Source organism: Asticcacaulis sp. (assembly GCF_051954415.1).
In the GTDB taxonomy this organism is placed as follows: Bacteria; Pseudomonadota; Alphaproteobacteria; order Caulobacterales; family Caulobacteraceae; genus Asticcacaulis.
Genome location: NZ_JBQCHT010000007.1, coordinates 26,105 through 51,960, shown reverse-complemented (window position 1 = coordinate 51,960; position 25,856 = coordinate 26,105). Strand labels below are relative to the sequence as shown.

Here is a 25,856-nt window from a genome sequence, read left to right as displayed (position 1 = left end):
ACTTGCAAAGGCCCGGTGATCAGACGATCATCGGGCCTTGTTTTGCGTCCCTCCCCTTCGCACCGGCTGAAAGTTTCCGATGACTTCCAGGTTCAATTTGCACAAGCGCGCCCTGATGACGGCGATTCTGTGCCTGTCCGCTTTTTCCGCATCCGCCTTCGCCGGTGATGTCCAGGTAGCCGTGGCCGCCAATTTCACCCAACCGGCAAAAGAGATCGCCGCCGCTTTTGAGACAAAAACCGGCCATCACGTCATCATGAGCTTTGGCTCTTCCGGCGCCTTCTACAGCCAGATCCAGCAGGGCGCGCCGTTTGAGGTTTTTCTGAGCGCCGATGCTGAGCGCCCGACCAGACTCGAAGCCGAAACCCTCGGCGTCAAGGGGACGCGCTTTGTCTATGCCTACGGCACCCTGGCCTTGTGGAGCGCCACGCCCGGTTTGGTCGACGGCAAGGGCACTGTCCTCAAAAAAGGCAATTTCCAGCATATCGCCATCGCCGACCCGGCGACCGCGCCCTATGGCCTGGCGGCCGTCGAGACCATGAAGAAACTTGGCCTTTACGACACCCTGTCTCCGAAAATCGTCAAGGGCAGTTCCATCGCCCAGACCTATGGCTTTATCGACAGCGGCTCGGCCGAACTGGGTTTTGTCGCCCTGTCGCAGATCTATAAGCAAAATAAAGGCTCTCGCTGGATCGTTCCCGCCGCTGTCTATACGCCGATCGACCAGCAGGCCATCCTGCTCACGCCCGGCGCCAACGATCCGGCGGCGAAAGCCTATATCGCCTTCCTGAAGAGCCCGGAAGCGGTTAAGATCATCAAATCCTACGGCTACGCGGTTCACTGAAAGGCGCCATGACCGATCTTGCCAGCGCCATCCATGTCACCATCAGCCTGGCGGCAGTGACTACCCTGTCCCTGCTGGTGATCGCCACCCCGATCGGCTGGTGGCTATCGCAAAAATCCAAATATCTCGGCCGCAGCCTGTTCAAGGACATAGTCACCGCCTTTATAGCCCTGCCGATCGTCCTGCCGCCGACCGTTCTGGGCTTCTACCTGCTGGTCGCCATGGGACCGAAAAGCCCGCTGATGGACCTGCTGCATCCGTTCGGCATCCGCACGCTCAACTTCTCTTTCGCCGGACTGGTCATCGGCTCGATCATCTATTCCCTGCCCTTTGCCGTACAGCCGATCCGCAATGCCTTTGAAAGCCTGGGCCAGCGTCCGTTTGACGTGGCCGCCACGCTGCGCGCCTCCCCGCTTGATACCTTTTTCACCGTGGCCTTGCCGATGGCGCGCAAGGGTTTCCTGACCGCCGCCCTGCTCGTCTTTGCCCATACGGTGGGTGAATTCGGCGTGGTGCTGATGATCGGCGGCGCCATTCCCGGCAAGACCGAGGTGGTCTCCATCCGTATCTGGCAACTGGTCGAGCAACTGGACTGGCCCAATACTCACCGTCTGGCCGGCGGCCTTATGGTCTTTGCGTTCTGTGTCCTGCTTTCCCTGTTGCTGATCGATCGCCGCTGGAGTGCCAGACATGATTGAGGTTGCGCTCAATAGCATGACTGGAAATTTCGCCCTCGATGCCAGCTTTTCCGTTCCCGCGCAGGGGGTTACCGCCATATGGGGACCGTCGGGTTCCGGCAAGACGACCCTGCTGCGCGCCATCGCTGGGCTGACCCGGCTGGAAGGCCATGTCAGAATTGGCACGGATGTCTGGCAGGACGGACAAAGGTTCGTGCCCGTTCATAAACGTCGCATCGGTTATGTTTTTCAGGAAGCCTCGCTGCTGCCGCATCTTTCGGTGCGCGGCAATCTCGATTTTGCCCTGAAAAGAAACGGCGGCCGCACCATAGATTTTGACGGGCTGGTCGACCGGCTAAAGCTGGCGCCCCTGCTCTCTCGCTCAGTGCATAAACTCTCCGGCGGCGAGCGCCAGCGCGTCGCCCTAGCGCGTACCCTGATGAGCGCGCCGGAAATACTTCTAGTGGATGAACCCCTGTCCAGTCTCGACAGCGAGGCCAAGGCCGAGATCGTGCCGATGATCGCGGCCTTGTCACGCGATACTGCCCTCCCCGTCCTCTATGTCAGTCATGACGCCTACGAGGTCGAGCGGCTGGCCGACCGTGTTCTTCGGATGAGCAAGGGACGGATTATCGAGACGCCGGATACCGCCTTCAATGCCAGTCTGGACGGCCTCAGCGAAACCCAGATCCGCGCCCTGGCGGAAGCCGCGCTCAAAGCGGGAATAAAAGTCTAGCTAACGAACTGCTCGGCCAGCACCCGCTCGTCATAACCATTGCCGGCATCAAACAGCAGGGTCGCCTTCAGGTCTTCGGCCTCGGCAATATCGACGCTGATGACATCGCGCACATCATAGGTATCGGCCGCTGCGCTGATGGGGCGCTTTTCGATCTCCAGGGCCTCGATCCGCACCTTGGCTGTATGCGGCAGAATGGCACCGCGCCAACGCCGCGGGCGGAAGGCGCTGATCGGCGTCAGGGCCAGGGCCTTGGCGGTCAGCGGGATGATCGGCCCGTGTGCAGACAGGTTATAGGCGGTGGAGCCGGCCGGCGTCGCCACCATGACGCCGTCGCAGATCAGTTCGTCCAGCCTGACCTTGCCGTCGATCAGGATACGCAGCTTGGCGCCCTGGTGCGACATGCGTAGCAGCGACACTTCGTTGAAGGCCAGCGCCGTGTGTTCGGTGCCGGCGCGGGTGCGCGCGGTCATGCTGAGCGGGCTGATCAGGGTGCTCTCGCTCTTGAGAATACGTTCCAGCAGGTTGTCTTCGGCATAATCGTTGAGCAGGAAACCGACACTGCCGCGGTTCATGCCAAAGATCGGTATCTGCGCCTTGAGATACTTATGCACGGTCTGCAACAGGAAGCCGTCCCCGCCCAGCGCCACGACCACATCGGGATTGGCGGCGGAACCGTATCGCGCTTTGAGCCGTGCGCAGGCTTCCTGCGCTTCGGGGCGGTCTGAGGCGGTAAAATCGAGGCGGAGTGACATCAAGGCCGTTTTGACGGTGAATTTGTGCCTATCTAAGCCGGTTTTCGCCGATAAGTCTAAGCAAATCAGAGCGCCTGATCGATCAGTACGGCTAACCTGCGGCGCGCCTCGGCGGCGGTCAGACTGAAAATCGACAGAACCAGGGGCTTCTGCCCCTCCGTCATTTGCGGCGCCGCCTCATAGGCCGACTGCCAGACCATCAGGATATGCAGGAATACGGCGCGATCGAGACCGGCGGCGCAACAGGCCAGGGCCAGCGGCACCGCCGATTCCGTCGCCAGGACGCGGCCCAGACCAGACCGATCGAGTTTCAGCCGCCGGGCCAGTTCGCGCACGAAGCCAACCGCCTCCCCACCGCGCACCAGGGCGATCAGCTTGAGATTGCCGTGCGCCTGTCCGTTGCCATAGTTCAGGCGCAACTGAGATTTGGCGACAGGCAGGGCCTCATGTGCCAGGATGGCGGCGCGGATATCGGGATTTTCAGACGCTCGGCGCGCAAATGAAAGCTCGTCTTCCTCATCGAACGACAGGGCCGGATTACCGATAAGCGCCGCCATTACCCCGTCATTGTTGGTGCGGATCAGAGCCTTGACCACCTTCCAGTCAAGGCCAGGCCGCGCGGCGATCAGGCGATGATGCGCCTCTCCGCTCGCCGCAATCAGGGCCAGAAGCGCCTGAGGCGTCAAAGCCGGCAGGGAGGCGCGCAACAGCGGTGCTGCCAGATCGACCGGCAACCGGCACAGGCGCACCACCAGGTCTTCATCGGACCGGATCAGGTCACCGGGCGAAAGGTCAGCCGCCTCATGGGTTTCACACAGCGCGGGACGCGCCACCAGGGCGAGCCCGGCATTACGGAAATCGCGTGGCGCAGGCCCTTCCGGCTGCGCTACGCTCAGTTGCGGCAAGCCTGGCTTGGTTTCCGAGAAAAGGGCGAGCGGCAGGGCGGACAAGGGCGGGATTAAACCTGAAATGGCAAAGAATCGTGCTTAACGGAATCTGACAAAACAGGGTGAAGACTTGCTTAATAGCCAATGCACAATACCGGCAGCTCAACCACAAGTTAAAACAACATCGTTATATTTGAAAAATACGAGCGGTATTAAGGTTGTCTCAATTGACAGCCGCTAGGATGGGTTTCTGTTCAGTGTACCCATAAAAAGGACATCCATGTCCGATACGTCTCAGGAAACCCCCAGGGCACCGATATCCGAGCCGGCCAGTGCCGGCCCTGCCGCCATGCCGTCTCCGATTTCCAGCGGACGCGAGGCGCTCATTATCGAGCATGACGACGCCGTCGAAATCATCGAGCGTCTGAGGGAAACCCATGTCGATATCAATGGCCATACCTTCCTGCTGAAGCTCGATACGCTGATCGTTCGCTTGGGCGCCAAGTGGGAAGACAAGCGCGAACAGGTTTTCGATCATCTGAAGCTGGCTTTTGAACGCGCCCATCCTGAGCCCAACTGGTGCATCCCGATCAATCAGGATTGCTGGCTTGGCATGTTGCCGGAAACCGGCTCCCGCAAGGCCGCCCTGTTCATGGCAGAGACCTGGCGCGAGCTTTGCAGCTTTTTTGTCGGCGACATGTCGGCGCTGGAAATTCCGCTTTATGACGTGTTGGCCGAGGATGTTGACCGTCTTTCACTGAAAAAGATCGATCTCGCCACCTATTTTCCATCCGGTGAAGCCGAAAGCGCCCCGATCAAGGCGCGCCATGGATTTTCCGGCGATGACTCAAAAGCTGACGGCGGCTCATCCGCAGGGCAGCGGCCGCTGATTGTCGCCACCAGCCTGTCCCATGCCGGTCGCAATCTCAAGGTCGCCAGTTCGATCGAGCCTCTGTTCGAGATGAAGAAGATGGTCCTGATCGGCCATCGCCTCGAATCTCTGGTGATGGAAAACCTCGACAACACCCTGCTCGACCGCAAGGCCCTGGCCAATCTCGACTGGGGCCTGCGCGAAATGGTCGATATCCTGAATATCGACCAGGGCCTGAAACTGCTGAAACTGCGCTCGCCTGAACAGCGCAAGATGATGATGGTCGTGCCCGCCGCTTTTTCGACCTTCGCCTCGGCGCGGGCACGGCAGAGGATCACCCAGGAGGTTCACAAGGCCGCCATGGAAATGGGCCTGAAAGTCCTGTTCGAGGTTCGCGGCCTGGATGGCGTACCGCCGCACCGGGTGCTGGAAATTGTGTCCCTGATCAAACCTTTCTGCATGACCGTGGTCGGCTCGGTCAGCCCCGATCGCAAGGTGATTGCCGGTCTGGCGAAATGCGGCCTGTCGGGCGTCTGCGTTGAATATGACGGCGCCAAGCGCGATGAAGACAATCTGCGCGACTATCTCGGCGCCCTCGCCGCCGTGGCAAAGGTATCCGCCGGCGCCTGCATGGTTCAAGGCTTCGACAATTATCGCCAGATGGCCGTGGCGCGGCTCGCCGGCGTCACCCACGCCAGTATGCGCACCGCCGCCCTGATGTCGCCCAGGTCGCACGCACCTGCCGTAACGGAAGACGCCGGAAGCTAGACTTCCGGCGCCAATCTGCAATCAGAAATTTTTAAAATCAGGCGGCTGAGCGCGTAAGCCCATCGCCAGTTTCCGCCGCGCGATGCCACCGGCGTCCCTTGCTGTCACGGTCAAGGCGCTCATAGAGATAGATCAGGTCTTCACGCGGCGCAAACGGCACCTGGGTCAGGAAACGTTCGATCAGGCGTTCCTGCATCCGGACCGGATCGAGATGACCGGCTTCGGCCTGGAGGGTATGAAAGGTCTCGACCGCCATGCGGAAGGTCTGGAACATGCGGGCCGGCAGGCCGGCGCGGTCATAGATGGCGCGCAGGCCCAGGGCGCCGGCGTCATGCACCATCAGCCAGGTACGCTCATGCGGCACGCCCGAAAGCTCGGCCAGGGCGTGCTCAAAGAAACCAATATGCCCCCGCGCCAGTGCCCGCAGCATCAGCGACGGCGTCAATCGGCCGGAGATCATCAGGTGATGCGCCAGTCCCTGCGGATCAAAACTGGCGCCAGCCTGGTCGGCCATGTCCACCGTGGCGCGCTCCTGCGTGGCATTGACGATTTCAACAGCCGTTTCCGGCGAAATCGCGTGCTGCGAGATCAGTTGTTCGCGCAAGGCCGCGCTGACGACATTGACGAGGCGTTCGCTGATGGAAACCGGCAGGGTCTTGCGATTGACCAGGACGCTGTGCAGCACTTCAGATGTACCGAAGCGGTCCATGACCCGGTTCATGCCGCCTTCGGAAAAACGGGCATTGTCATTGGCGCAGGCGATGACCACGGCTTCCTCGACGCCATTATCCGCCAGGGACAGGGTAACGACCTCCGACAGCGCATCACGCTTGGCAATGGCGACCTGACGCACCGGCCCGCCCGAACGGATGATGTCGGCCAGGTCTTCGTCGGTGAACAGGGGCGAATGGGTCAAGACGGGTACCGAGACCGTGATCACATCCTGGGCCAGCTTCATGGCGACATCGTGCGGCAGAAGCTCGGACGTGCGCAGGGTGACGGCCAGGGCGCGGCGCACCAGTTCGGCGGCATCCTGGGCCAGCATACGGATGATTTCCTGCGCGGCCCGGCGGTCACCTTCTGACAAACCGCCGCGCTCCATGGCCCGGCAGATCTTGTGCGTGGCAACCGCGCGATCATCGGCATTTTCGCTGCGGACCAGGCGCTGGATATCCAGGTCGGACAGACTGGCGCGCTGAGTGAGAATATTACCGGCGGTCATGATGGCGAATCCCTGCGAAAGGCTTGAAAATACAGTGTCGCGCCGGAATCCTAATGAAACCTTTATCGGCACAGTTGCCGCGCTGTTTACCATGATGGATAAGGCAAAAAGCCTGCCTCGTCGCCTCACGACCCGTTTCCGGCAAGGGAATCAGATGCGCTCCGCCTTTCACAAAACCACATCAAAAATTTATATCCTGCTTTCAAAGGTAACCGGGCGGCAACAAACACCTGTTAATCTCAGCCGTATGAACGCCTTCACCCCTGATCTGTCCCGCAAGCCAGCGCCGCTTCCACGCGGCGCCTCACGCGATTCCATCGTGCTTGATTACGGCCTGATCGCGCAGTGGCGGCTGGCACCCTACGCGCTCGGCTTCTTCGGCATCGGGCTGCCGCTGTTCCTGTGGACGACCCAGGTCGCCCTGCCCGTGTGGCTGACGGGCCTGTTCATGCTGCTGTTCATCATCAACTGGACCGTCTTCATGATGATGAAAAGCCAGGCGGCCCGCCGCATGACACCCGTGCCCGTGCCGGATGCCGCCATCCGCCGCGGCCTGATCCGCGAACGCCTGTGGCGGCAGTGGCTGGCGGGCGGACTATGGACCCTGACGCTTCTCGCCATATCGCTCAGCATTGGCGCCGGCCCCCATACGGCCACCCTGCTTCTGCTCTGCGCCGGCGCGGCGGTCGGCATCATCTTTTTCAGCGCGCCGGTGCTGATTTTCCTGCTGACCCTGGGCCCGCTCGCTGCGGCCGGGCCGGTCTTTGCCCTGTATCATCTCGATTCTTCCGGCACACTGGCTCAGCCGATGATCGGCGGCATGGCCCTGGCCCTGGCCATGGCCTTTATCCTCAACCGCCACATGCAGGAACATTACCTGCTGGAGAACGCCCAGCTCGATGCCGCGCTCGAACGCGAAGCGGCCCGCGCGGATACCGAAGCCCTCAACGAAGCCAGGGTGGCCCTGATGGAAACCCTGTCCCGCGAGGTGCAGAGCGGCCTGAAAGGCATCGAGCAAAACCTGCTGCAGGGACTTACCCACCTGACGCGGGCCCCGGCGCCGCGTCAGTATGTCGACGCCGCCCTCGCCGAAATTGCCCATCTGCAAACCATACTCGTCACCACGCTGGATAACGATACCGCCGCCGCCGGCCAGATCGAGATTGACCTGCAACCGCTGGATATCGAGTTGCTCGTAGAGCGCCTGATGGCGCAATTCGCCGATCTGGCCCGCACCAGGGGCCTGGTTTTCACCAGCAATATGCAGGGCCTGCCGGCCGAAGGCGCCGTCCGTGGCGACGAGCATCGCGTCGAACAGATCCTGGCGCATTTGCTGAGCAACGCCCTGCTCTATACCCAGCAGGGCCGGGTCGAACTGAAACTGATCCACCTGCCCGAAGGCTATTTGCGCATCGAGGTGGTCGATTCCGGTCCGGGCCTCAGCGAGGAAGAACTGGCGCTCGCTTTCGCACCGCACAGCCGTATCCTGCGCACCTCCTCCGGTCATTCGGGCGCCGGCCTCGGCCTCAGCCTGTCGCGTTCCTTAAGCGAACTCATGGGCGGCCGCACCGGCGCGGAAAGCACGCTCGATGTCGGTTCGAAATTCTGGCTCGATCTGCCTTTCGACCGGCACGCCAAGACACCGCCGCGTCCGGCCGAGCCCGAGACGGAAGAGACCGCGCCCGATCATTCCCTGCGCATTCTGCTGATTGCCAATGACAGCCTGCGCGCGGCGCAATTGCGCGATGTGCTGGAGCATCAGGGCCACAAATGCCTGACTTCAACCACGCGCGAACGTGCCCTGACCCTGGCCAGAAAGGCGCCGGTCGATGCCTGCCTGATCAGCACCGGCCCCTTCGAGGCGCTGGACAACACCGCCAACCGCGAAAAGCTGGCGGCCTGGCTTGAGAATTTGCGCGCCACTCAAGCCAACGCCCATCTTAATATCATCGCCCTGCTGCCGGACGGCCAGCAAGCCGAGGCCCTGAACGCACTGGGAGTCCGCGCCCTGCTGATGCCGCTCAATCGGGAAGCCCTCGTGCGGGCACTGGCCTAAACCTGGCCCCTGAACCCTTACCAGACCTGGACACGTTTCTCCGGCGACAGGTACATCTTGTCGCCCGGCTTGACATCGAACGCCGCATACCAGGCATCGAGATTACGCACGGTGTCGCCGCGATATTCGTCCGGCGCGTGGCCATCTGTCAGTATCTGCTGTTTCAGCGCCGCCTCACGGTCCTTGGCGCGCCAGCTCTGAGCGAAGGCCAGGAAGAACCGCTGATCGCCGGTCATGCCGTCCTTGACCACGTCGGGCTTGCCTTCAAGTGACAGCAGATAGGCGTCATGCGCCGCCGACAGGCCGGCCACATCGGCGATATTTTCACTCAGGACCTGCTTGCCGTTCAGGCAGACGCCCTCGAACGGGCAATAGGCGTCATACTGCGTGGCCAGGGCCGCGCCGGCTGCCTGGAAGTGCGCCAGGTCATCCGGTGTCCACCAGTTGGCCAGTCGCCCCTGCGCATCGAACATGGCCCCCTGATCGTCGAAACTGTGGCTGATTTCGTGCCCGATGGTGGCGCCGATCGCCCCGAAATTGTAGGCCGCGTCGGCCTGCGGATCGAAATAGGGCACCTGCAGGACGGCCGCCGGGAAGTTCAGCGCATTCATCATCGGCAGGTTGACGGCATTGACCGTCTGCGGGGTCATCACCCATGTCCCGCGATCCGGCGCCTTGCCCAACTGGGCGAGGTTCAGTTGGTAATTGAACGTCTCCGCCCGCTTCATATTGCCGACCGGATCGCTGCGATCGACCTTGAGCGCCGAGTAATCGGTCCACTTGTCCGGATAGCCGACCCCGACCTTCAAGGTCGCCAGCTTGGCCAGCGCCTTCTGCCGCGTTTCCGGCGACATCCAGGTGATGTTCTCGATGCGGGTGTGATAGGCGGCCAGTTCCTGGTCGACCATAGCATTGATCTTCGCCTTGGCTTCGGGCGAGAAATAGCGTTCGACATACATCTGGCCGACCACCTCGCCCAGCGCACCATTGGTGGCGCTGATCGCGCGCTTCCACCGGTCACGCGGCTTGGGCGTACCGGTCATGGCTGTGCCGAAGAAGGCGAAATAGTCGGCATAATAGGCTTTGGGCAACACGGCCGTGTAATGTTCAAGGGTGCGGAAGGTCAGGTACGCCTTCCAGACCGGCAGCGGCTGGCTCCTGACCAGTGCCGCCACGCCGGTGACCGCCGAGGGCTGCCAGACAATGAAATCCTTTTGTCCTTCAAGCCCCGCCGCCTTAAAATAGGCCGCCCAGTCCATGCCCGGCGCCTTGATGGCGAAATCGGACGACTTCCATGGATTGTTCGCCTTGTGGACGTCGATCGAATCGACACGCGTGGTGTGGCTTTTGGCGATCGCCGTTTCCAGCGCCATGATCTGGGCCGCCTTCATTTCGGCATCCTTTATTCCGGCCCGCGTCAGGGTCGAGACGATATGCGCCTGGTACTGCTTACGCAGGCCGGCCATTTCGGCCGAGTCTTCCAGATAATAGTCGCGGTCCGGCATCCCCAGCCCGCCCTGCATCAGGTAAGGCATATTGTGGTCCGGGTCTTCAAAGCCCTGCTGCACCCACATGCCAAAGACATGATCCGTGTACATGTCGGTGGCATTCAGCGCATCGACATCGGCCCGGAGTTGGCTGCCAAGATAGGCCGACAATGAGGCGGTATCGCGGATGGCATTGATGGCATCAAAATCGCCCTTGAGCGGCGCCAGCCCCTTTGCCTCGATCCCGTCTTCATCCATGAAGGCGGCATAGTAATCGCCCACCTTGCGCTGGCCTTCGCTGGCTGTCGAAGCTGCGGCCGCATTCTGGATCAGGGCCTTGACCTCGTCATTGGTCTTTTCGACCAGAACAGCGCCAGGGCCGTAGGATGACTTGTCGGCCGGGATTTCGGTCGCCGCGATCCACGCGCCATTGGCGTATTTATAGAAGTCATCGCCAGGTCTGACTGTCGAATCGATCCCCTTGAGATCGACCGTGTGATCCTGCGCCAGGGCGCCGCCGCACAGCCACACCGTTGCCATTGCCGTGCCGAATACCAGCCGAAGCTTTTTCATGACCATCTCCCACCAGGGTTGCCGTTCTGTTTTGTCTCATATGTGACGAACTGTTTCGTCACAAAGTCAAATTACAAAACAGCAATCCATCGGGAGCCCGGTTTTTATCCCATCAGGTTTCCGAAGGCTTTGTCGAAACCATCCGAATTGTCACCGGGCCTGTTGTCGCCATCCCCTTCCTCGCCGGGACCGAAGGCCGACATAAGTTGCGTGGCAAACAGCAGGCTCTGCTGGCCATCGCTGCCAAAGACCATGTTCATGATCGCCTGGTCGGCCTTGACCTTGTCCCAGCGGGCGGCCAGCAGGGTATTGCCGGCGGCGCTGTCGTCGACCGGGGCCAGCGGGCGAACGGTGACGGTCGATGAGCCGCCGGTGCGCGTCAGGTTAGCGACCACGTCTGTGACGTTGAGTGCGTGGCCGTTCCTGTAGAAGATACTGCGGTTGGCCCGCGCCGCCGCCGGGAAGAGATTGGCGGCAATGGCGTTAGGCCGGCTCTGGCTGGCACTGATCAGGCTGGCCGCACCATCCGGTCCCAGAAAGTGCGCCGCGTACAGCTCACCCTGGGTCGGGTCGCGGCCGATGCGCCCCTTGAGATAGGCGGCATGGCCCGCCGTCAGTTCCGCCCCCATGACCGCACTGGCATTGGCGTCATAACGCAGGCCCAGCACCTGCTTGCGGGCCGCCGGGTTACTGACGTGATATAGGCCATCCCGCCCCTTGCTGATCTGGTCGGCATAAGCACCATAGCCATGTTTGGCGCCGTGGTTTTTGACGACGCCCAGCCAGGTCTGTTCGATGAACTGAAACAGACCCGCCGCCGATGAAGTCGGCGCCTTGGCATTGGGGTTCAGCGAACTTTCCCGCGTCGCCGTCTTGACCAGGTAGTTGAAATCCACGCCAGTGGCATCGGCCGCGCGCTGCAAGGCCCCCATGACGCCGGTACCGGCCTGGCGCGCCGTATTGCTGACGCCACGGCTCATCTGGTCAGCCATCTGGCTCAGGATATTCGGATCAACCGTTTGCGGAATATAGCTACGCATCAACACACCCTTTGCGGATCGGCAGATTTTGCCGCCCGCGTGGTTAATATGCGTTTAACGTGTATTAATTTCCGGGTTGCGGAAGCGGTCCGGTCTGTAAATGCCGCCATCAGGGCTTTCCCGGCCCTCGACCAGGGCCAGAATAATCTTCGCTGCCAGAGGCGCGAAGACATAGCCGTTGCGCCGCATCCCCGTGGCGACCAGCATACCAGAGGCCGGGGCACGGCCGATAAGCGGCCAGCCATCCGGCGTGGAGGCGCGAATGCCGGTGCGCGGCACGACGTTTTCAAGTTCGAGGTCGGGAAACAGGGCTTTGGCGCGGCTTTTGAGATCAGCGACCACCTCCGGCTCTATATCGAGATCAGACTGTCCCGCCTGCATGGTAGCGCCAAAGCGGGCACCATCAGTGCGCGTGGCCAGATAACCTGCGGCTGCCCGCAGCACGACCGGCGGCCGGCTGGCCGGCAGATCGAGCAGGTGCCCCTTGATGGGCGACAGATCATCTATGCCTAATAGATGGCTATCATAACCGGCGGCAATCACAATCTCATCCGCCGCCACCCAGCCGATATGGGCGACATGGACACGGCCACCCTCTGCCTGCTCGACCATTCCCCGCACCATGACTCCCTCAAGCGCCCGGAAGTGATCCTCAAACGCCTGCAGCAGGGTCATGGCCGATACATTGCCGTCGCCGGATACACGCATAGCCGACATCTCCGACTGAATGCCAAGCCCATGTCGCAGGTCATCGGAAATGGGAGCCAGTTCAACTCCCGTAAGACGCAGGCTTTCAGGCACCTCCCCTGCCCCGCCCGGCCAGACGAAGTAGCTGTGCCCTTGAAGCACTTCCGGCCACAAAAAGCGCAGGCTTTCCGGCCACAGCGGCATCAGATCATGCCACGCCTGTTGCGCCGCCTTCAGCCTTTGAAAACTCAAGGCTGGATCAGAATTGTTCATCGCTTCCATGGCCGGCGCGATCATCCCCGCCGCCACGCCCGAAGCCGTATCTTCCGGCGCATCGCGGGCAATCAGCGTCACCTTGTGACCACTCGCCTGCAAGGCAACCGCAATCGTCAGGCCGGTAATGCCGGCGCCAACAACAATGACTGATCGGGAAACGGATTGCGTCATGAGGACGACCTACGCGATTCCGCCCGGGGAAGCCATGCGGCAATCTGACATTTCAGGGAAATCCGGATGTCGTAAAAGAACGTGCCGGAAAAACGCGCCAAAAAAACGTTATGGTACCGCCTGCAGGTTTCGAACCGGCTACCTCCAGAGCCACAATCTGGCGCTCTACCAAGTGAGCTAAGGCGGCACGCTAACGCGAGGGGCCATCCTCTAATATGGCCCGGCCCCTCAATCAAGCCCTTATATGCGTTTTATACAAGATTCAGATCAGTGCAGTTCCCACCGATAGGTGAAAGTCATATGATCGCCCGGCTTATGAGACTTGTCCGCCGCTTTTTGCTGGTTCAGGTCAAACTGATCCTCAAAAAGCCTGATGGTCGCTTCGCCAAAGCCGTAACCCGCCGGCGTCTCCTTCACCACTACGCAATCCTTGACCTTGCCGTCTGCCTGCAACACGCAGTCGATATTTGCGACGCCATTGACCTCTACCTCAAGCGCACGGTCCGGATAATAGTCTTTTGCTGTCGCTACAAAGGGGGCAAGCATGGCAAGGCCCGCAAGCAGGCTGATCAGATAAAACCTTGTCATACGGCTTCCTACTTATATCCCTTGGCCGCGATATAGTCCTGCAAGTCCTTGATGCGTGTCTTGTCGGACGGGTGAGTCGACAGGAACTCCGGTGGCGCCCCCGAATTCTGCGCCATCATGTTCTGCCAGACCTCGATGGCGGCGCTGGGGCGATAGCCCGCCTTCGCCATCAGATCGACACCAATGCGGTCGGCTTCGGATTCATGCTTGCGGGAGTATGGCAGCAGGATGCCCAACTGGGCGCCCAGCCCGCCATAACTCGAAATCACCTTCTGCACATTGCCCTTGGTGGCCCCCGTCGCCACCTGAAGCGCGCCTTGTGCCGCCATCTGCTGCGAGGCGCGTTCGGCCGCGTGCTTGCCGAGAACGTGCGCCGTTTCGTGGCCGATCACCGCCGCCAGTTGGTCGTCCGTCTTCACCACCTTGAACAGGCCAGTATTGATACCGACCTTCTTGCCGGGGATGACGAAGGCATTGGGCTGAGGATCATCGAACAGCACATATTCCCAGCCGGTTGCGCCCAACCCGGATGCCGCGGCAATCCGCGCCCCGACCGTCTGGATGCGTTTATTGAGCACCGGATCTTTTGAAATTTTCGCCGTCTTGAGTTGTTGCTGCCAGGCCGCCAGCGCGCTTTGCTCCAGGGCCGCGTCATCGACCAGCAGGAATTGCGACCGCCCCAGCGTCTGATTGGTTTCGCAGCCTGTCAGGGCGCCGCCGCCTAAAAGCGCCAGTCCCAGCACGGACAGTTTCAGATAACGCCTCATGGTATTTCCCTCAGATGTCATGTCACCAGTGTCACTTTTGACCACCCTAGCTGGTCACTGATAAAAAGAACATGTGTTTGCGCATGAAAAAACGCCCCGGACAAATGTCCGGGGCGCCTCTCTGGGTTTCACACCTTAGTTCAGTTGCCATTTGACGGTGGTCCGCAGCACGGAACCGATCTTCACATCGCCCTGGCTGGTATCAACCCGCCCCTTGTCCTGGACCATCCGGACCGTGGCCGGGCCGAAGCCGTAGTTTCCGGGGCTTTCAGACAAGGCCGTGCAGTGAACGCGGCCTGCATTGTCCAGCACCGTGCATTCGACCGTGGCCGTCCCTTCGACCTCGTTATCTGCCGCGCGCGACGGGTAATATTGCCCCAGGGCGTTTGCATCAGGGAAGCGCGTCCAGCGCGCCTTGACATAGGGATTGGCAGGGGCTGACGAAGACGAGTCGCCGGATGCCGGGCTGATGATGGGCGGCACCTTTGCGCCATCATCAGGCTTTGCCACCACCTGCGGATCAAGCGGTACGGTCGGGACCGTCGGCGGCGCTTCAGCGACAGGGGGATGTGCCACAATGACATTCCTGGGCGCCGGTGCCGGATCAGGCGGCGGTGGCGGCAAGGGAGGCTTGTAGAATTCCAGAACGGTTGATGGCGGATCAGGCGGGTTTTCGACTATGGCCGTGGTGAAGGTCTGGTTGAAGAAGTAATACAACAAGGCCAGATGCAGCAGAACAGCAAACAATATGCCCCAATAGAAAGACGGTGGCAGTTGTTTTGATCTTGGCGCATCAAATATAGGCGAGTGAAAGCTGTGCACAGCCTCGGTCATAATAAATCTCCTCCATGATTACAAAACCACGCAGAAGGGATTACAGCCCGCCCGGTAAAAACATCACCGATACAATGCTGCACGCACCTGCATCAACGAGTATATGGGATTTACTTTTCTTGCTCTGGTAAAAAGGTACTCCCATTTCAAATTTGACGCAAGCGTCAATAGACCCTCAATTCGACACGCCAAGCACAAAAAAACACCCCGGACTAAAATCCGGGGTGTTTTCTGGTTTTCAAGTCTGGCTATGATCAGCCCGGCAGGGTCCACTTATAGGTGAACTTCCGACGGTCACCGTCACGCAACTGGCCACCAACCGACGATGGGTCAACCCGTGCATAGCGGATAAACGCCTTGACCGTGGCTGCGGCAAAGCCGTAACCCTTCGGGCTTTCGTTGATCACGTCACACGAGGTGACGCGGCCCGACGCATTAATGGCGCAGTCGATCGTAACCGTGCCTTCAACTTCGTCGTTGAGCGCCCTGTCCGGATACATATCGGCCAGGACGTCACCGCTCGGATAGCTCCACTTACCGGCCACATAGTGAGGCCCTGGCGGGGTCACGGGCGGCGGCGTACCGGTGTTCATCTGTGCCGGCGGCTCCTTGTATTCCACGCGCTTTTCCTGCGGAACAGGCGGCACGGGAATTGGTGGCGGCGGCGTGATGTTCGGCTGAGGCGGCGCTTCACGCGGCTGAACCACGGGAGGCGGCGGCGCCTTAGGCGGAGGCGGAGGCGGAGGCGGCGGAGGCGGTGGAGGCGGAGGCGCGACCAGGTCGACGTTCACCTTCTCATCCGTAAACTTTTCCGCCTTCAGCTCGAACTTCGCCTGAAGGAAGTAGTACGCGACACCTAAGTGCAGCGCGGCGGCGACGCCAAGACCGACCCAGAGAGAAGCCGAAGACTTCTTCTCTGGCGGATCAAGAATCGGGTCCCGTTTCCTATGGGGTGTTTCTTCCATAAATTAAGACCCTCTTACTTTGCGTCGTCTTCACCCTGAAGGGCGACGCTGTAGAAACCATTGTCCTGCAGCTTGTTCATCACCTTCATGAACTCGGCGTAGCGGGTGCCTTTGTCACAACGGATGAAAATACGCTCTTCATCGGGGTTACGTGCACCGATTGCCTTCTTGAGATCATCCCCAAGGGTATCGAGCGACGATAGTTCGTTACCGACATACACATTGCCGCTTTTTTGCAGCGAGATGTAGACCGGCTTCGGCGGGTTGGCGATCGGCTTGGCGATCGCCGGGGGCAGCTTCACTTCTACCGACACAGTGGCGAGCGGTGCCGCCACCATGAAGATAATAAGCAGAACCAGCATGACGTCGACGAACGGCGTAACGTTGATTTCGCTGTTGGCTTCGACGTGAAACTTCGAGCCGCCACCACCTGATAGCTTGGCTCCCATATCAGTTACGCCCCTTTGTCGAGTTGACGCGACAGGGAATTGATCAGTTCGGAGACGAATTGTTCCGAACGGATGCCGTAGTTGGAGATGGAGGTGTTGAAGATGTTGTACATGACAACGGCCGGGATAGCGGCGATCAGGCCGAGGCCGGTAGCCATAAGGGCTTCAGCGATACCCGGAGCAACGACGGCCAGGTTGGTCGTGTGCGATTGGGCGATCGAGATGAAGGAGTTCATGATGCCGTAAACGGTACCGAACAGACCGATGAAGGGCGAGGTCGAACCGACCGAAGCCAGGAAGGACAGGCCACCCGACAGGCGCTTGGCCAGACCGGCCTGAACAGCGGCAACCGAAGCCTGGGCGCGGTGCAGGACGCTGTCGCGATGCTCACCCGAGATCGACAGACCGGCTTGCTTCGAGAGCTGGACTTCTTCGGTGGCCACGGCGGCCATGTCGGCCAGCGGGTTACCGGCGAATTCGTCCGAAACCGAGATGCGGTTGATGTCGGCAATCGAACGGGCGCCACGATAGGCTTCGAGGTAGTTCGTGGTGACGCGGTTCAGCGACGAGAAGTCCATCAGCTTCATGATCAGCAGAACCCAGGAGATCACCGAGCAGATGGCCAGCAGGGTCATGACGAGCTTAACGACAACCGTCGCGCCCATGAACATGGAGACGAAATCGACATTGGCGGCGTGCGGCGCAGCGGCGGTCGACGAGCTGTCTTCCGTCGTGGCTTCGTCGGCGGCCGGAGCGGCAGTGTCCGTCGGGGCGGCGACCGAAGCGGCGGCCGAGGTGGGGGCCGCGGCCGTGGCGGCCATGGCGGGAGCGCTCATCAGCAGGGCGGCAGCGCCAAGCAGAGCAATGAGCGGATTAGATTTCTTGTGTTCGAGCATTTTTCGCCAATTCCTGAATATGGACTTCACCCACCGAAGGGTTGACCAAGGACTAAAGGGGAAGCGTTTACCCCATGTTAAAAACAACAGACGCGCAAAAGACCTCAGGCGCAAGCCTTCGGCCCCAACGAGTCCCCGTGTCCCGACATAGCCCGTACGAAATCTGACGTCCGTATCACGCTGTGCCAGGGCACAAACTCTGCCAGTATGAACCAAAGCGGCTCAAAAGGCGACCTCTTTGTTACAGGCTGTTACACCCGTGACCCAAGCGGTTTGGGCCTAAATGATCCGGCTACGCCTTAAACGTCAAGGTGTCAGTTACAGACTTTTCACGCCACCGTGACCTGTAAAACCCAGCGCTTACCAAACTATGAAGCAAAAGTTCAAACATGTCCGATAGTTAATGTTGCAAAGAGGGCGCAAAAAAAATTTGCCGCATGGTCAAAAAAAATTCGCCTCGGCGGGTGTCCGTTCGCAAAAAACGCCTTTAAGGCGAAAATTATCCGCCGGCTGCAACCCCCGGACACGGGGGCGATATGTTAGCGCTCCCAAAAACGGTGTTATAAGGGATTGTCGACTCGTCCTTTTCACCCCTCGCCCCACCTGCATAGCCGTCCGCACCGGAAAAAGGTGCGCATTCGAAGCTTTGGCGGCGCGTTAAAGTGGTATTCGGCATTATCGGCCCGCAGAAGGCGGCCGGTTTCATTGTACCGCTCAGACGAATATGCAAGATTTTTGCGCCGATTTCGACAAATCTTCGAGAATGCCGCATCGTTTTCGGAATTTCCCCGATAGTCTGGCAGACTATCCCCCACCCTATGGCCTAAGCTGTCGCTTACCGCTCCCCCGGACCGATCAAATGCAGACCTCACCTGAAACACGCGCCATCGCCGCAGGCGCAGGCGGCTACCTCGCCATCGACCTGGGCGTCCTGGCCGCCAACTACCGCCACTTGTCAGCGCATGCCGGACAGGCCGTTACGGGCGCCGTGGTCAAGGCCGATGCCTACGGATTGGGTGTCTTACAAGTATCTGCAACCCTTTACGCCGAGGGTTGCCGTCATTTTTTCGTCGCCCAGGCGTGCGAAGCCTTCACCTTGCAAACAAGCCTGCCTGCCGATGCTGCACTTTATGTGCTCAATGGCCTGCCGGAAGGCTGCGAGACGACCTGTGCCGACCAGAACATCATTCCGGTGCTCAATTCGCCGCACCAGATCGCACGTTGGACCGCTCTGGCGAAAACACGCGGGGAGCGCCTGCCCGCCGTGGTACAATTCGATACCGGCATGGCGCGGCTGGGCCTATCAAAGGAAGAGGCCCGCGCCCTGGCCGCAGCACCGGAAGCCCTGGCGGCACTGGATATACGCTTTATCATGAGCCATCTGGCCTGCGCCGATACGCCGGACAATGCCGCCAATGCCGCCAATGCCGCTCAACTGGCCCATATGCATGAAATTAGCACGCTTTTCCCCGGCCTGCCGGTCAGCTTTGCCAATTCCGGCGGCCTGTTTCTGGGTGATGGCTTCCTGCAACACCTGACGCGCCCAGGCATTGCGCTATACGGCGGCGCGCCCAATGATGCCGGACCCAACCCGATGCAGGCTGTGGTCAGCTTGCATGTCGCGGTCATCCAGACCCGTACCGTGCCCGCCGGCACTAGGATCGGTTATGGCGGCACCTATACCGCTGCGCGTGACATGCGGTTGGCGACCCTCGGCGCCGGTTATGCCGACGGCCTGCCGCGATCCTTAAGCCCGCGCGGCGCGGCCTGGCATGGTGATACTCGTCTGCCGATTGTCGGGCGGGTATCGATGGACAGTCTGATGGTCGATATCACCGACCTGCCGCCAGGCGCACTGACCGAAGGGGATTTCGTCGAACTGATCGGCCCGCATCAGTCGATCGACGCCATTGCCGCCGATGCCGGCACCATTTCCTACGAAATTCTGACGGCCTTAGGCCGTCGCTTCTACCGCGAATATCGGGGCTAGACATGAAGATTGTGATTCTCGGCGCCGGCGTGATCGGCGTCACCACCGCCTGGTATCTGGCAAAAGCCGGACATGAGGTCACGGTGCTCGACCGGCAGCCCGGCGCCGCGCTCGAAACCAGCTTTGCCAATGCCGGCGAGGTCTCGCCCGGCTATTCTTCGCCCTGGGCGGCCCCCGGCATCCCGCAAAAGGCTCTGAAGTGGCTTTTCATGGAACATGCGCCGCTGATCGTGCGCCCGACCATCGATCCCGCCACGGTGCGCTGGATGCTCTCCATGCTGCGCAACTGCACGAAGGCCCGCTATGCGCGCAACAAGGACCGCATGGTGCGGGTCGCCGAATATTCGCGCGATTGCCTGATCGATTTGCGGGCGGAAACCGGCATCCAGTACGACCAGCGCACGCAAGGCACGCTGGAGGTCTTTCGCAGTCAGAAACAACTCGACAATATCGGCAAGGATGTCGAGGTGCTGAAGGCCGGCGGCGTGCCGTTCGAGATACTTGACGCGGCCGGCTGTGCCCGTGCCGAACCCGGTATCGACGCCAGCAAAATCGTCGGCGGGCTGCGACTGCCCAATGACGAAACCGGCGACTGCCACAAGTTCACCACCGCCCTCGCCGCCCTGTCTGAGGCCGCCGGAGTGCGCTTCATATATAATGTCGATATTCGCGGCCTGCGCCATGACGGGCGTCATGTCACCGCCGTGGAGACCGACCAGGGCGAATATATAGCCGATATCTTTATCGGCGCGCTGGGCAGCTATACGCCGGAACTGGTAAAGCCACTGGGCCTCGACCTGCCGATCTATCCAGTCAAGGGCTATTCGATCACCGTGCCGATCATCAACGAAGCCCGCGCCCCGGTTTCGACCGTCATGGACGAGACCTACAAGGTGGCCATCACCCGCCTGGGCGACCGTATCCGTATCGGCGGCATGGCCGAAATCGCCCGCTTCAACCTGGACCTGCCGCCGGCCCGCCAGGCCACCCTCACCCACTCCGTCGAGGATCTGTTCGCCGGCGCCGGAGACCAGTCACAGGCGAAATTCTGGTGCGGCCTGCGCCCGATGACGCCCGACGGCACGCCGGTGATCGGCCGGACGGGCTATGACAATTTCTGGCTCAATACCGGCCATGGTACGCTCGGCTGGACCATGTCCTGCGGTTCGGCGCGCGTGCTGGCCGACCTGATCAGCGGTGTGAAGCCGGAGATTGAAACCGGCGACCTGTCGATCAGCCGCTACACTTAATCCGCCAGATTAATCCGGATGTGCCACGACCAGCAACATGGTCGCCGCCGACTTGCCGGGATTTGAAATGGCGTGCGGCACGTCCACGGCATAACGGGCCGTTTCTCCCTGACGCAGCTTCTTCTCTTCGTCACCGGCCCGCACGACAGCAGAACCGGACAATACGGAGAGGTGCTCCCTGGCGCCCGGCTCATGCGCCTCCGAGGTCAGTGAGCCGCCCGGCTGGATGATCAGTTCATACCATTCGAACTTACCAGCCAGTTCGATCGGCCCCAGAATGCGCAGTTCGCTCTGGCCGTCCGGATTGATCAGCGAGGGCGTGGCATGGGCCGCCACTACCGAAATGAGCGGCGCGGTCCGTTCGGGCCGACCGCTGGCCAGAAAGTCGGTGATCGAGACCCCCAGCGCATTGGACAGCCGCCACAGCACGGCCACGGTCGGATTGGTGGTATTGCGCTCGATCTGGGACAGCATCGACTTGGAAACCCCTGCCCGCTTTGACAGTTCGTCAAGCGACAATTTCTGCCCCTGGCGCAGGGCCTGCAATGTGGCGCCTATGGCGGGCGGGCCTTCAATGGCGGGGTTGGCGATAACCGGACTGGACATTCGTATTGTTCTTTTTAAATTTATCCGCTATAGCGGATTTTAGATCGATATATTGCACATTGTTCGATTTAACGGCCACCCTAGCCCAAAGAGGTTTTCATGTCGAGCCAGTCGCCGAACCGCACGGACGCCTTTTACGAAGATGTAAAAGCCGCACTCGCCACCACCCGTCAGGAAGGTCTGTTCAAGTCCGAACGCGTGATCGCCACGCCCCAGGGCGCGCTGGTGCGCCTGGCAGATGGTCAACAGTTGATCAATATGTGCGCCAACAATTATCTCGGCCTGTCCTCGCATCCGGCGGTCATCGCCGCGGCTCACAAAGCACTGGACGAGCGCGGTTTCGGCCTGAGTTCCGTGCGCTTCATCTGCGGCACCCAGGACCGGCACAAGGAACTGGAACAAAGGCTGGCCCGCTTCCTCGGCACCGAAGACACCATACTTTACGGCTCGGCATTCGATGCCAATGGCGGCCTGTTCGAGACCCTGCTGACTGAGGCCGATGCCGTGATCAGCGACGAACTGAACCACGCATCAATCATTGACGGCATTCGTTTGTCGAAGGCGCGGCGCTATCGATACAAGAATAATGACATGGCCGACCTGAAGCGCTGCCTGCAAGAGGCGGACGCCGCCGGTGCCCGCCACAAGCTGGTCTTCACCGATGGCGTGTTCTCCATGGACGGCATCATTGCCCGGCTGGATGAGATTCGCGCCCTTTGCGATCGCTATGGCGCCCTGCTCGGCGTCGATGACAGCCATGCGTCGGGCTTTATCGGCGCGCGCGGTCGCGGCACTCATGAACTGCGCGGTATCTTCGGCAAGGTCGACATCATCACCGGTACGCTGGGCAAGGCGCTTGGCGGCGCGTCGGGCGGCTTTACGGCCAGCCGCAAGGACGTGGTCGAACTTCTGCGGCAGCGGTCTCGCCCCTACCTCTTCTCCAATACGGTCGCGCCCATGATCGTCGGCGCCACCCTCGCCGTGCTCGACCTGCTGGAGCACGACACCACCCTGCGTGACCGGCTGGAACAGAATGCGGCCCGCTTCCGCAAAGGCATGACCGAACTGGGTTTTGAACTAAAGCCCGGTGAGCATCCGATCATTCCGGTCATGACCCACGAGGCCGAAACGGCGCAGAAACTCTCCGCACGCCTGCTGGAACTCGGCGTCTACGCCGTCGGCTTTTTTTATCCGGTTGTCCCGAAGGAAAAGGCGCGCATCCGCGTCCAGATCAGCGCCGCCCATACCGATGAAGAACTGGACCAGGCGCTGGCCGCCTTCGCTACCGCCGGCCGTGAACTGGGGCTGATCCGATGACCAAAATCCTGATTATCGGCGCCAATGGCCAGCTCGGCAGTGAACTGGCCGTGGCGCTGGCGGAAAAGTATGGCGCGGCCCAGGTCGTCACCAGCGACATCGCGCCGGCGAAAGCGGGGCTTCTCAAGCATGAAATCCTTGACGCCACCGATGCGAACGCCCTGCGCCGAGTCGTGACCGAAAACGCCATTACCCAGGTCTATCATCTCGCCGCCGCGCTTTCCGCCACGGGAGAAAAGAAACCCCTTTGGGCGTGGAACCTGAATATGAGCAGTCTGCTCAATGTACTTGAACTGGCGAAGGAATTTAACTTACGCCTCTTCTGGCCCAGTTCCATTGCCGTCTTCGGATCGACCACGCCGGCCGACCATACGCCGCAGAAGACCATTGTCGAGCCGGAGACCGTCTACGGCATCTCCAAACAGGCTGGCGAAGGCTGGTGTCGCTGGTATCATCAGACCCACGGCGTAGATGTGCGCAGCCTGCGTTATCCCGGCCTGATTTCTTACAAGACCCCGCCCGGCGGCGGCACCACCGATTACGCCATCGACATCTTCCGGGCGGCGGCAGCGGGCGAGTCTTACACTTGTTTCCTCGATGCTGGCGAAACCCTGCCGATGATGTACATGGACGACGCCGTGCGCGCCACTATCGAACTGATGGCGGCCCCAGCCGAGGCCATCACGGAGCGCGGCAGTTACAACATTGCCGGCCTCAGCTTCTCGCCGGCCGAAATCGCCGCCGAAATCACCCGGCAATCCCCCGGCTTCCGCATCGACTACGCACCCGATTACCGCCAGTCCATTGCCGCCGCCTGGCCGAACTCACTCGATGACAGCCAGGCCCGGCAGGACTGGGGCTGGCGCGCGGCATACGACCTGCCGCGCCTTGTCAGCGAAATGCTGGCCGGTATGAAGCAGCAAATGCCCGCCAGCAAACCCGCGCGCGCCGCCAACGGGTAAAACGCTTCGCAAACAGGCAGATAAGATCAAATTTTCAGCGTCTTACGACATCAAACGTACGTCGTACTTGAACTCAAAACCGCGTATACCGGCTACGGTTTCAGCCACCGCCATCAGCAGGTCGTTATAGGTCCGCGAGTCGAATGACTTGTCGGAGCAGGCGTCCTTCTGGACCTCCAGCGCCGCCTTTTTCTCGAACAAAAGGTCGGCCAGGGCGGCATCCATGGCCAGCTCATCCGGCGTCACGCCGCCGGATACCGCCAGCCGCGAAGCCGCCAGGGCTTCCGTGATGTCTTCAAGTCGTGTCAGGCGGTCATGCATCGGGCTGTCTCCCTGACACACGATGTGCAGATAAGATTAAAGGCCAGGTTAAAAATACCGCCCCGGATCATACGGCATTCACATTCTGCACCGGCAAAACATATGGCGCCCTGATGCGCTGTCTGCGACGCTTGCGGCAAGGAGCCAGCGCATGATCACCGCAGATGAAACCCAGATTACCAGGGCCCAGATGGCCGCTCTTCTTGTCGCTTTCCGGCTGGAGGACCATCCTGACGATATCCCGCTCGATATCATCGAACTGATCGCCCTGCGGATGCTGCGCCGTGAGGATATCGACGTATTCGAACTGGGAATTTTCGTCCGTGCCAACCTGATCAGCTTCGAGCAGGGCGTCCTGTCCTTTCCCGATATTCATACCCGCTTCATGGCCGCCGCCCTCGCCGCCCCTCTGGGGCCCGCCGAATTCGCGGAAACCCTGCATATCGGTACGCGTGGCTGCCGGCTTTAGCTGAGGCGGTACAGTCCCGCTCCGTGGGAGGGCACCTGGGCCGTGAAAAACCCGCTGACATTATCCAGATCGGTACGTGCCCACAGATCGCGCACCTTCGCGCTTTTGCGTCCCAATATGCCCAGATCGAAGCTCAGTTCGGCCTCAGCGGATGTGGTATTGAACAGCGCCAGGTAATGGTCGCCATTTTCAGCTTGCGCCGTCCAGACACGCCGGCCATCGGCCAGGAAATGCGGCTGGTTATCATGGCTCGACTGGTTGACCGCAAGCACTTCATCGTTGGTCAGAAGATCGAGTGTCGGCTGATCGAGGTATCGCAGATCGCCGCCCATGATCAGCGGCGAACGCGCGATCGACCACAGGGTCATCAGGGTTTTCTGCTCCGCCGGGGTGAATTTGGTGTCACGGTTGCCGAGCGCCAGCCGCCCGAGCGGCAGCATGTCGGCATCCGGCCAGCCACCGATCGTGCGGTGCTCGTTCCAGTTTTCCAGCCGGGTAAACTGCGCCTCAAGCAGCGGCCATTCGTCCCAGAAGTCATCGCTGATCCGCCACATCTGGGCGTATTTCCGCACATGGGCGGCGCGCGGCACCGGCGTTTCGCCCGGCGACAGGCTTAAGACGATCGGCCGGCCGGTCTTGACAATCGCGGCATGCGCCGCTTCGATTTCCGGCGCGTGCGCATCATAAGGCCGGCTCATATCGTCCATCTTGACGAAATCGACGCCCCAGGAGGCATAGAGCGCGAACACACTGTCATAATAGGCTTGCGCGCCCGGCTTCGTCATATCGACGCCGTACATGTCCGGGTTCCAGGGGCAGATGCTGTCCGTATTGGCAATATCCTGCGCATGGAATTTCGTGCCGAAAACCGGCAGGTTCTGCTCGACCGCCAGACGTGGGATACCCCGCATCAGATGAATGCCGAATTGCAGTCCCAGGGCGTGGACCTGGTCGGCAACAGGCTTGAAGCCCCGGCCATCCGCCGCCGAGGGAAAACGGTTCGGCGCCGGCAAAAGCCGGCCATAACCATCCATCGTCGGGACCGGCTTTTCGGCATAGGTGTAGCTGGTGGCGCCCGGTTCATACCATTGGATATCGATGGTGAAGACCGTGTAGCCGTGCGGTTTCAGCTTTTCGGCCATGATATGCGCTGTTTCCAGCGCCTGGGCCTCGTTGATGGTAGTGGCAAAGCTGTTCCAGCTATTCCAGCCCATCGGCGGCCGTGGCGCCAGTGCCGCCCCCGGCGCGGCTTGGGACGCCGTGGCAGACGCCAAAAAAGGCAAGGCGCCCGCGCCTGTGATCAGGCCCGACATCAGGCTGCGGCGGCTGGTGGTCAGTTTCATGGTCTCGCTCCCGTTTATTGTCTGAGTAATAACAGCCTGATTGTAAAAA

Annotated in this window: 25 protein-coding genes and 1 tRNA gene; 10 read left to right on the top strand and 16 right to left on the bottom strand. The window is 60.8% G+C overall.

Going from position 1 to position 25,856, the window contains the following annotated elements; translation table 11 throughout:
• Positions 1-115 precede the first annotated feature (115 nt).
• The 3 genes from modA to ACTHND_RS02165 are packed head-to-tail and all read left to right on the top strand — an operon-like array spanning position 116 to position 2,257.
• Entirely contained in the window at positions 116-844 is a 729-nt protein-coding gene (gene modA, locus ACTHND_RS02175; RefSeq protein ID WP_440175690.1) for a molybdate ABC transporter substrate-binding protein, read from the top strand.
• Positions 845-852: 8 nt separating this feature from the next.
• Positions 853-1,542, top strand: coding sequence for a molybdate ABC transporter permease subunit (gene modB, locus ACTHND_RS02170; RefSeq protein ID WP_440175640.1), 690 nt, complete (start codon positions 853-855; stop codon positions 1,540-1,542).
• Positions 1,535-2,257: a molybdenum ABC transporter ATP-binding protein gene (locus ACTHND_RS02165; protein ID WP_440175639.1), complete on the top strand. Its 723-nt coding sequence runs from the start codon at positions 1,535-1,537 to the stop codon at positions 2,255-2,257. Before modB ends, ACTHND_RS02165 begins: the two co-directional genes overlap by 8 nt.
• On the opposite strand, the gene ACTHND_RS02160 is transcribed toward ACTHND_RS02165, so the two are convergent.
• Both ACTHND_RS02160 and ACTHND_RS02155 read right to left on the bottom strand, forming a co-directional pair.
• Positions 2,254-3,012 carry an NAD kinase gene (locus ACTHND_RS02160; protein WP_440175638.1) on the bottom strand — a complete coding sequence of 253 codons (759 nt, stop codon included), beginning with the start codon at positions 3,010-3,012 and terminating at the stop codon, positions 2,254-2,256. The two genes, ACTHND_RS02165 and ACTHND_RS02160, sit on opposite strands and share 4 nt — an antisense overlap.
• Positions 3,013-3,077: 65 nt before the next feature.
• Positions 3,078-3,962 carry a DUF2336 domain-containing protein gene (locus ACTHND_RS02155; RefSeq protein ID WP_440175637.1) on the bottom strand — a complete coding sequence of 295 codons (885 nt, stop codon included), beginning with the start codon at positions 3,960-3,962 and terminating at the stop codon, positions 3,078-3,080.
• A 217-nt stretch (positions 3,963-4,179) separates the two neighbouring features.
• Between ACTHND_RS02155 and ACTHND_RS02150 the strand changes: the two genes are divergently transcribed.
• Entirely contained in the window at positions 4,180-5,538 is a 1,359-nt protein-coding gene (locus ACTHND_RS02150; protein WP_440175636.1) for a hypothetical protein, read from the top strand.
• Between the two features lie 37 nt (positions 5,539-5,575).
• Here ACTHND_RS02150 and ACTHND_RS02145 read toward each other — a convergent pair whose 3' ends face one another.
• Positions 5,576-6,760, bottom strand: coding sequence for a DUF2336 domain-containing protein (locus ACTHND_RS02145; RefSeq protein ID WP_440175635.1), 1,185 nt, complete (start codon positions 6,758-6,760; stop codon positions 5,576-5,578).
• Between the two features lie 247 nt (positions 6,761-7,007).
• Here ACTHND_RS02145 and ACTHND_RS02140 point away from each other — a divergent pair, with 247 nt between their 5' ends.
• A complete protein-coding gene (locus ACTHND_RS02140) occupies positions 7,008-8,816 on the top strand; it encodes an ATP-binding protein (RefSeq protein WP_440175634.1) in 1,809 nt (602 codons plus the stop codon).
• Between the two features lie 17 nt (positions 8,817-8,833).
• Here the strand turns inward: ACTHND_RS02140 and ACTHND_RS02135 are convergent, their stop codons facing one another.
• The 10 genes from ACTHND_RS02135 to ACTHND_RS02090 all read right to left on the bottom strand — a co-directional run bounded on the left by ACTHND_RS02135 (position 8,834) and on the right by ACTHND_RS02090 (position 17,549).
• Complete coding sequence (locus tag ACTHND_RS02135) at positions 8,834-10,876, bottom strand: M13 family metallopeptidase (RefSeq protein ID WP_440175633.1); 2,043 nt, start codon at positions 10,874-10,876, stop codon at positions 8,834-8,836.
• 104 nt (positions 10,877-10,980) lie between these two features.
• Positions 10,981-11,916: a transglycosylase SLT domain-containing protein gene (locus tag ACTHND_RS02130; RefSeq protein WP_440175632.1), complete on the bottom strand. Its 936-nt coding sequence runs from the start codon at positions 11,914-11,916 to the stop codon at positions 10,981-10,983.
• 54 nt (positions 11,917-11,970) lie between these two features.
• On the bottom strand, positions 11,971-13,050 hold the full coding sequence (locus ACTHND_RS02125) for an NAD(P)/FAD-dependent oxidoreductase (RefSeq protein WP_440175631.1): 1,080 nt from the start codon (positions 13,048-13,050) through the stop codon (positions 11,971-11,973).
• A gap of 111 nt (positions 13,051-13,161) precedes the next feature.
• A tRNA-His gene (locus tag ACTHND_RS02120) sits at positions 13,162-13,237 on the bottom strand.
• Positions 13,238-13,317: 80 nt separating this feature from the next.
• Positions 13,318-13,638 carry an energy transducer TonB gene (locus ACTHND_RS02115; protein WP_440175629.1) on the bottom strand — a complete coding sequence of 107 codons (321 nt, stop codon included), beginning with the start codon at positions 13,636-13,638 and terminating at the stop codon, positions 13,318-13,320.
• An 8-nt stretch (positions 13,639-13,646) separates the two neighbouring features.
• Positions 13,647-14,405, bottom strand: a complete 759-nt coding sequence (locus ACTHND_RS02110; protein WP_440175628.1) for a M48 family metallopeptidase — start codon at positions 14,403-14,405, stop codon at positions 13,647-13,649.
• A 135-nt stretch (positions 14,406-14,540) separates the two neighbouring features.
• Complete coding sequence (locus ACTHND_RS02105; protein WP_440175627.1) at positions 14,541-15,239, bottom strand: hypothetical protein; 699 nt, start codon at positions 15,237-15,239, stop codon at positions 14,541-14,543.
• A gap of 254 nt (positions 15,240-15,493) precedes the next feature.
• Positions 15,494-16,204, bottom strand: a complete 711-nt coding sequence (locus tag ACTHND_RS02100; protein WP_440175626.1) for a TonB family protein — start codon at positions 16,202-16,204, stop codon at positions 15,494-15,496.
• Between the two features lie 14 nt (positions 16,205-16,218).
• Positions 16,219-16,653: a biopolymer transporter ExbD gene (locus tag ACTHND_RS02095; protein ID WP_090644594.1), complete on the bottom strand. Its 435-nt coding sequence runs from the start codon at positions 16,651-16,653 to the stop codon at positions 16,219-16,221.
• Positions 16,654-16,658: 5 nt separating this feature from the next.
• A complete protein-coding gene (locus tag ACTHND_RS02090) occupies positions 16,659-17,549 on the bottom strand; it encodes a MotA/TolQ/ExbB proton channel family protein (protein WP_090644598.1) in 891 nt (296 codons plus the stop codon).
• An 859-nt stretch (positions 17,550-18,408) separates the two neighbouring features.
• Here ACTHND_RS02090 and alr point away from each other — a divergent pair.
• Positions 18,409-19,539 carry an alanine racemase gene (gene alr, locus ACTHND_RS02085; protein ID WP_440175625.1) on the top strand — a complete coding sequence of 377 codons (1,131 nt, stop codon included), beginning with the start codon at positions 18,409-18,411 and terminating at the stop codon, positions 19,537-19,539.
• A gap of 2 nt (positions 19,540-19,541) precedes the next feature.
• Positions 19,542-20,789 (top strand): D-amino acid dehydrogenase, encoded by a 1,248-nt coding sequence (locus tag ACTHND_RS02080; RefSeq protein WP_440175624.1) that lies wholly within the window; start codon positions 19,542-19,544, stop codon positions 20,787-20,789.
• Positions 20,790-20,798: 9 nt separating this feature from the next.
• On the opposite strand, the gene ACTHND_RS02075 is transcribed toward ACTHND_RS02080, so the two are convergent.
• Positions 20,799-21,395, bottom strand: a complete 597-nt coding sequence (locus tag ACTHND_RS02075) for a helix-turn-helix domain-containing protein (protein WP_440175623.1) — start codon at positions 21,393-21,395, stop codon at positions 20,799-20,801.
• A 99-nt stretch (positions 21,396-21,494) separates the two neighbouring features.
• On the opposite strand from ACTHND_RS02075, the gene kbl reads away from it, so the two are divergent.
• Both kbl and ACTHND_RS02065 read left to right on the top strand, forming a co-directional pair.
• Positions 21,495-22,712 (top strand): glycine C-acetyltransferase, encoded by a 1,218-nt coding sequence (gene kbl / locus ACTHND_RS02070; protein WP_440175622.1) that lies wholly within the window; start codon positions 21,495-21,497, stop codon positions 22,710-22,712.
• On the top strand, positions 22,709-23,674 hold the full coding sequence (locus ACTHND_RS02065; RefSeq protein WP_440175621.1) for an NAD-dependent epimerase/dehydratase family protein: 966 nt from the start codon (positions 22,709-22,711) through the stop codon (positions 23,672-23,674). Before kbl ends, ACTHND_RS02065 begins: the two co-directional genes overlap by 4 nt.
• A gap of 42 nt (positions 23,675-23,716) precedes the next feature.
• On the opposite strand, the gene ACTHND_RS02060 is transcribed toward ACTHND_RS02065, so the two are convergent.
• The gene (locus ACTHND_RS02060) at positions 23,717-23,995 is read right to left on the bottom strand and encodes a hypothetical protein (RefSeq protein ID WP_440175620.1); all 279 of its coding nucleotides are present in this window, start codon (positions 23,993-23,995) and stop codon (positions 23,717-23,719) included.
• Between the two features lie 151 nt (positions 23,996-24,146).
• Here ACTHND_RS02060 and ACTHND_RS02055 point away from each other — a divergent pair, with 151 nt between their 5' ends.
• The gene (locus ACTHND_RS02055) at positions 24,147-24,464 is read left to right on the top strand and encodes a hypothetical protein (protein ID WP_440175619.1); all 318 of its coding nucleotides are present in this window, start codon (positions 24,147-24,149) and stop codon (positions 24,462-24,464) included.
• Here ACTHND_RS02055 and ACTHND_RS02050 read toward each other — a convergent pair.
• Complete coding sequence (locus tag ACTHND_RS02050) at positions 24,461-25,807, bottom strand: glycoside hydrolase family 27 protein (protein WP_440175618.1); 1,347 nt, start codon at positions 25,805-25,807, stop codon at positions 24,461-24,463. The two genes, ACTHND_RS02055 and ACTHND_RS02050, sit on opposite strands and share 4 nt — an antisense overlap.
• Positions 25,808-25,856: the final 49 nt, after the last annotated feature.

Coding starts and splice junctions, on each gene's coding strand:
- modA (WP_440175690.1), top strand. CDS start 116: ATGACGGCGATTCTGTGCCTGTCCGCTTTTTCCGCATCCGCCTTCGCC.
- modB (WP_440175640.1), top strand. CDS start 853: ATGACCGATCTTGCCAGCGCCATCCATGTCACCATCAGCCTGGCGGCA.
- ACTHND_RS02165 (WP_440175639.1), top strand. CDS start 1,535: ATGATTGAGGTTGCGCTCAATAGCATGACTGGAAATTTCGCCCTCGAT.
- ACTHND_RS02160 (WP_440175638.1), bottom strand. CDS start 3,012: ATGTCACTCCGCCTCGATTTTACCGCCTCAGACCGCCCCGAAGCGCAG.
- ACTHND_RS02150 (WP_440175636.1), top strand. CDS start 4,180: ATGTCCGATACGTCTCAGGAAACCCCCAGGGCACCGATATCCGAGCCG.
- ACTHND_RS02145 (WP_440175635.1), bottom strand. CDS start 6,760: ATGACCGCCGGTAATATTCTCACTCAGCGCGCCAGTCTGTCCGACCTG.
- ACTHND_RS02140 (WP_440175634.1), top strand. CDS start 7,008: ATGAACGCCTTCACCCCTGATCTGTCCCGCAAGCCAGCGCCGCTTCCA.
- ACTHND_RS02135 (WP_440175633.1), bottom strand. CDS start 10,876: ATGAAAAAGCTTCGGCTGGTATTCGGCACGGCAATGGCAACGGTGTGG.
- ACTHND_RS02130 (WP_440175632.1), bottom strand. CDS start 11,916: ATGCGTAGCTATATTCCGCAAACGGTTGATCCGAATATCCTGAGCCAG.
- ACTHND_RS02125 (WP_440175631.1), bottom strand. CDS start 13,050: ATGACGCAATCCGTTTCCCGATCAGTCATTGTTGTTGGCGCCGGCATT.
- ACTHND_RS02115 (WP_440175629.1), bottom strand. CDS start 13,638: ATGACAAGGTTTTATCTGATCAGCCTGCTTGCGGGCCTTGCCATGCTT.
- ACTHND_RS02110 (WP_440175628.1), bottom strand. CDS start 14,405: ATGAGGCGTTATCTGAAACTGTCCGTGCTGGGACTGGCGCTTTTAGGC.
- ACTHND_RS02105 (WP_440175627.1), bottom strand. CDS start 15,239: ATGACCGAGGCTGTGCACAGCTTTCACTCGCCTATATTTGATGCGCCA.
- ACTHND_RS02100 (WP_440175626.1), bottom strand. CDS start 16,204: ATGGAAGAAACACCCCATAGGAAACGGGACCCGATTCTTGATCCGCCA.
- ACTHND_RS02095 (WP_090644594.1), bottom strand. CDS start 16,653: ATGGGAGCCAAGCTATCAGGTGGTGGCGGCTCGAAGTTTCACGTCGAA.
- ACTHND_RS02090 (WP_090644598.1), bottom strand. CDS start 17,549: ATGCTCGAACACAAGAAATCTAATCCGCTCATTGCTCTGCTTGGCGCT.
- alr (WP_440175625.1), top strand. CDS start 18,409: ATGCAGACCTCACCTGAAACACGCGCCATCGCCGCAGGCGCAGGCGGC.
- ACTHND_RS02080 (WP_440175624.1), top strand. CDS start 19,542: ATGAAGATTGTGATTCTCGGCGCCGGCGTGATCGGCGTCACCACCGCC.
- ACTHND_RS02075 (WP_440175623.1), bottom strand. CDS start 21,395: ATGTCCAGTCCGGTTATCGCCAACCCCGCCATTGAAGGCCCGCCCGCC.
- kbl (WP_440175622.1), top strand. CDS start 21,495: ATGTCGAGCCAGTCGCCGAACCGCACGGACGCCTTTTACGAAGATGTA.
- ACTHND_RS02065 (WP_440175621.1), top strand. CDS start 22,709: ATGACCAAAATCCTGATTATCGGCGCCAATGGCCAGCTCGGCAGTGAA.
- ACTHND_RS02060 (WP_440175620.1), bottom strand. CDS start 23,995: ATGCATGACCGCCTGACACGACTTGAAGACATCACGGAAGCCCTGGCG.
- ACTHND_RS02055 (WP_440175619.1), top strand. CDS start 24,147: ATGATCACCGCAGATGAAACCCAGATTACCAGGGCCCAGATGGCCGCT.
- ACTHND_RS02050 (WP_440175618.1), bottom strand. CDS start 25,807: ATGAAACTGACCACCAGCCGCCGCAGCCTGATGTCGGGCCTGATCACA.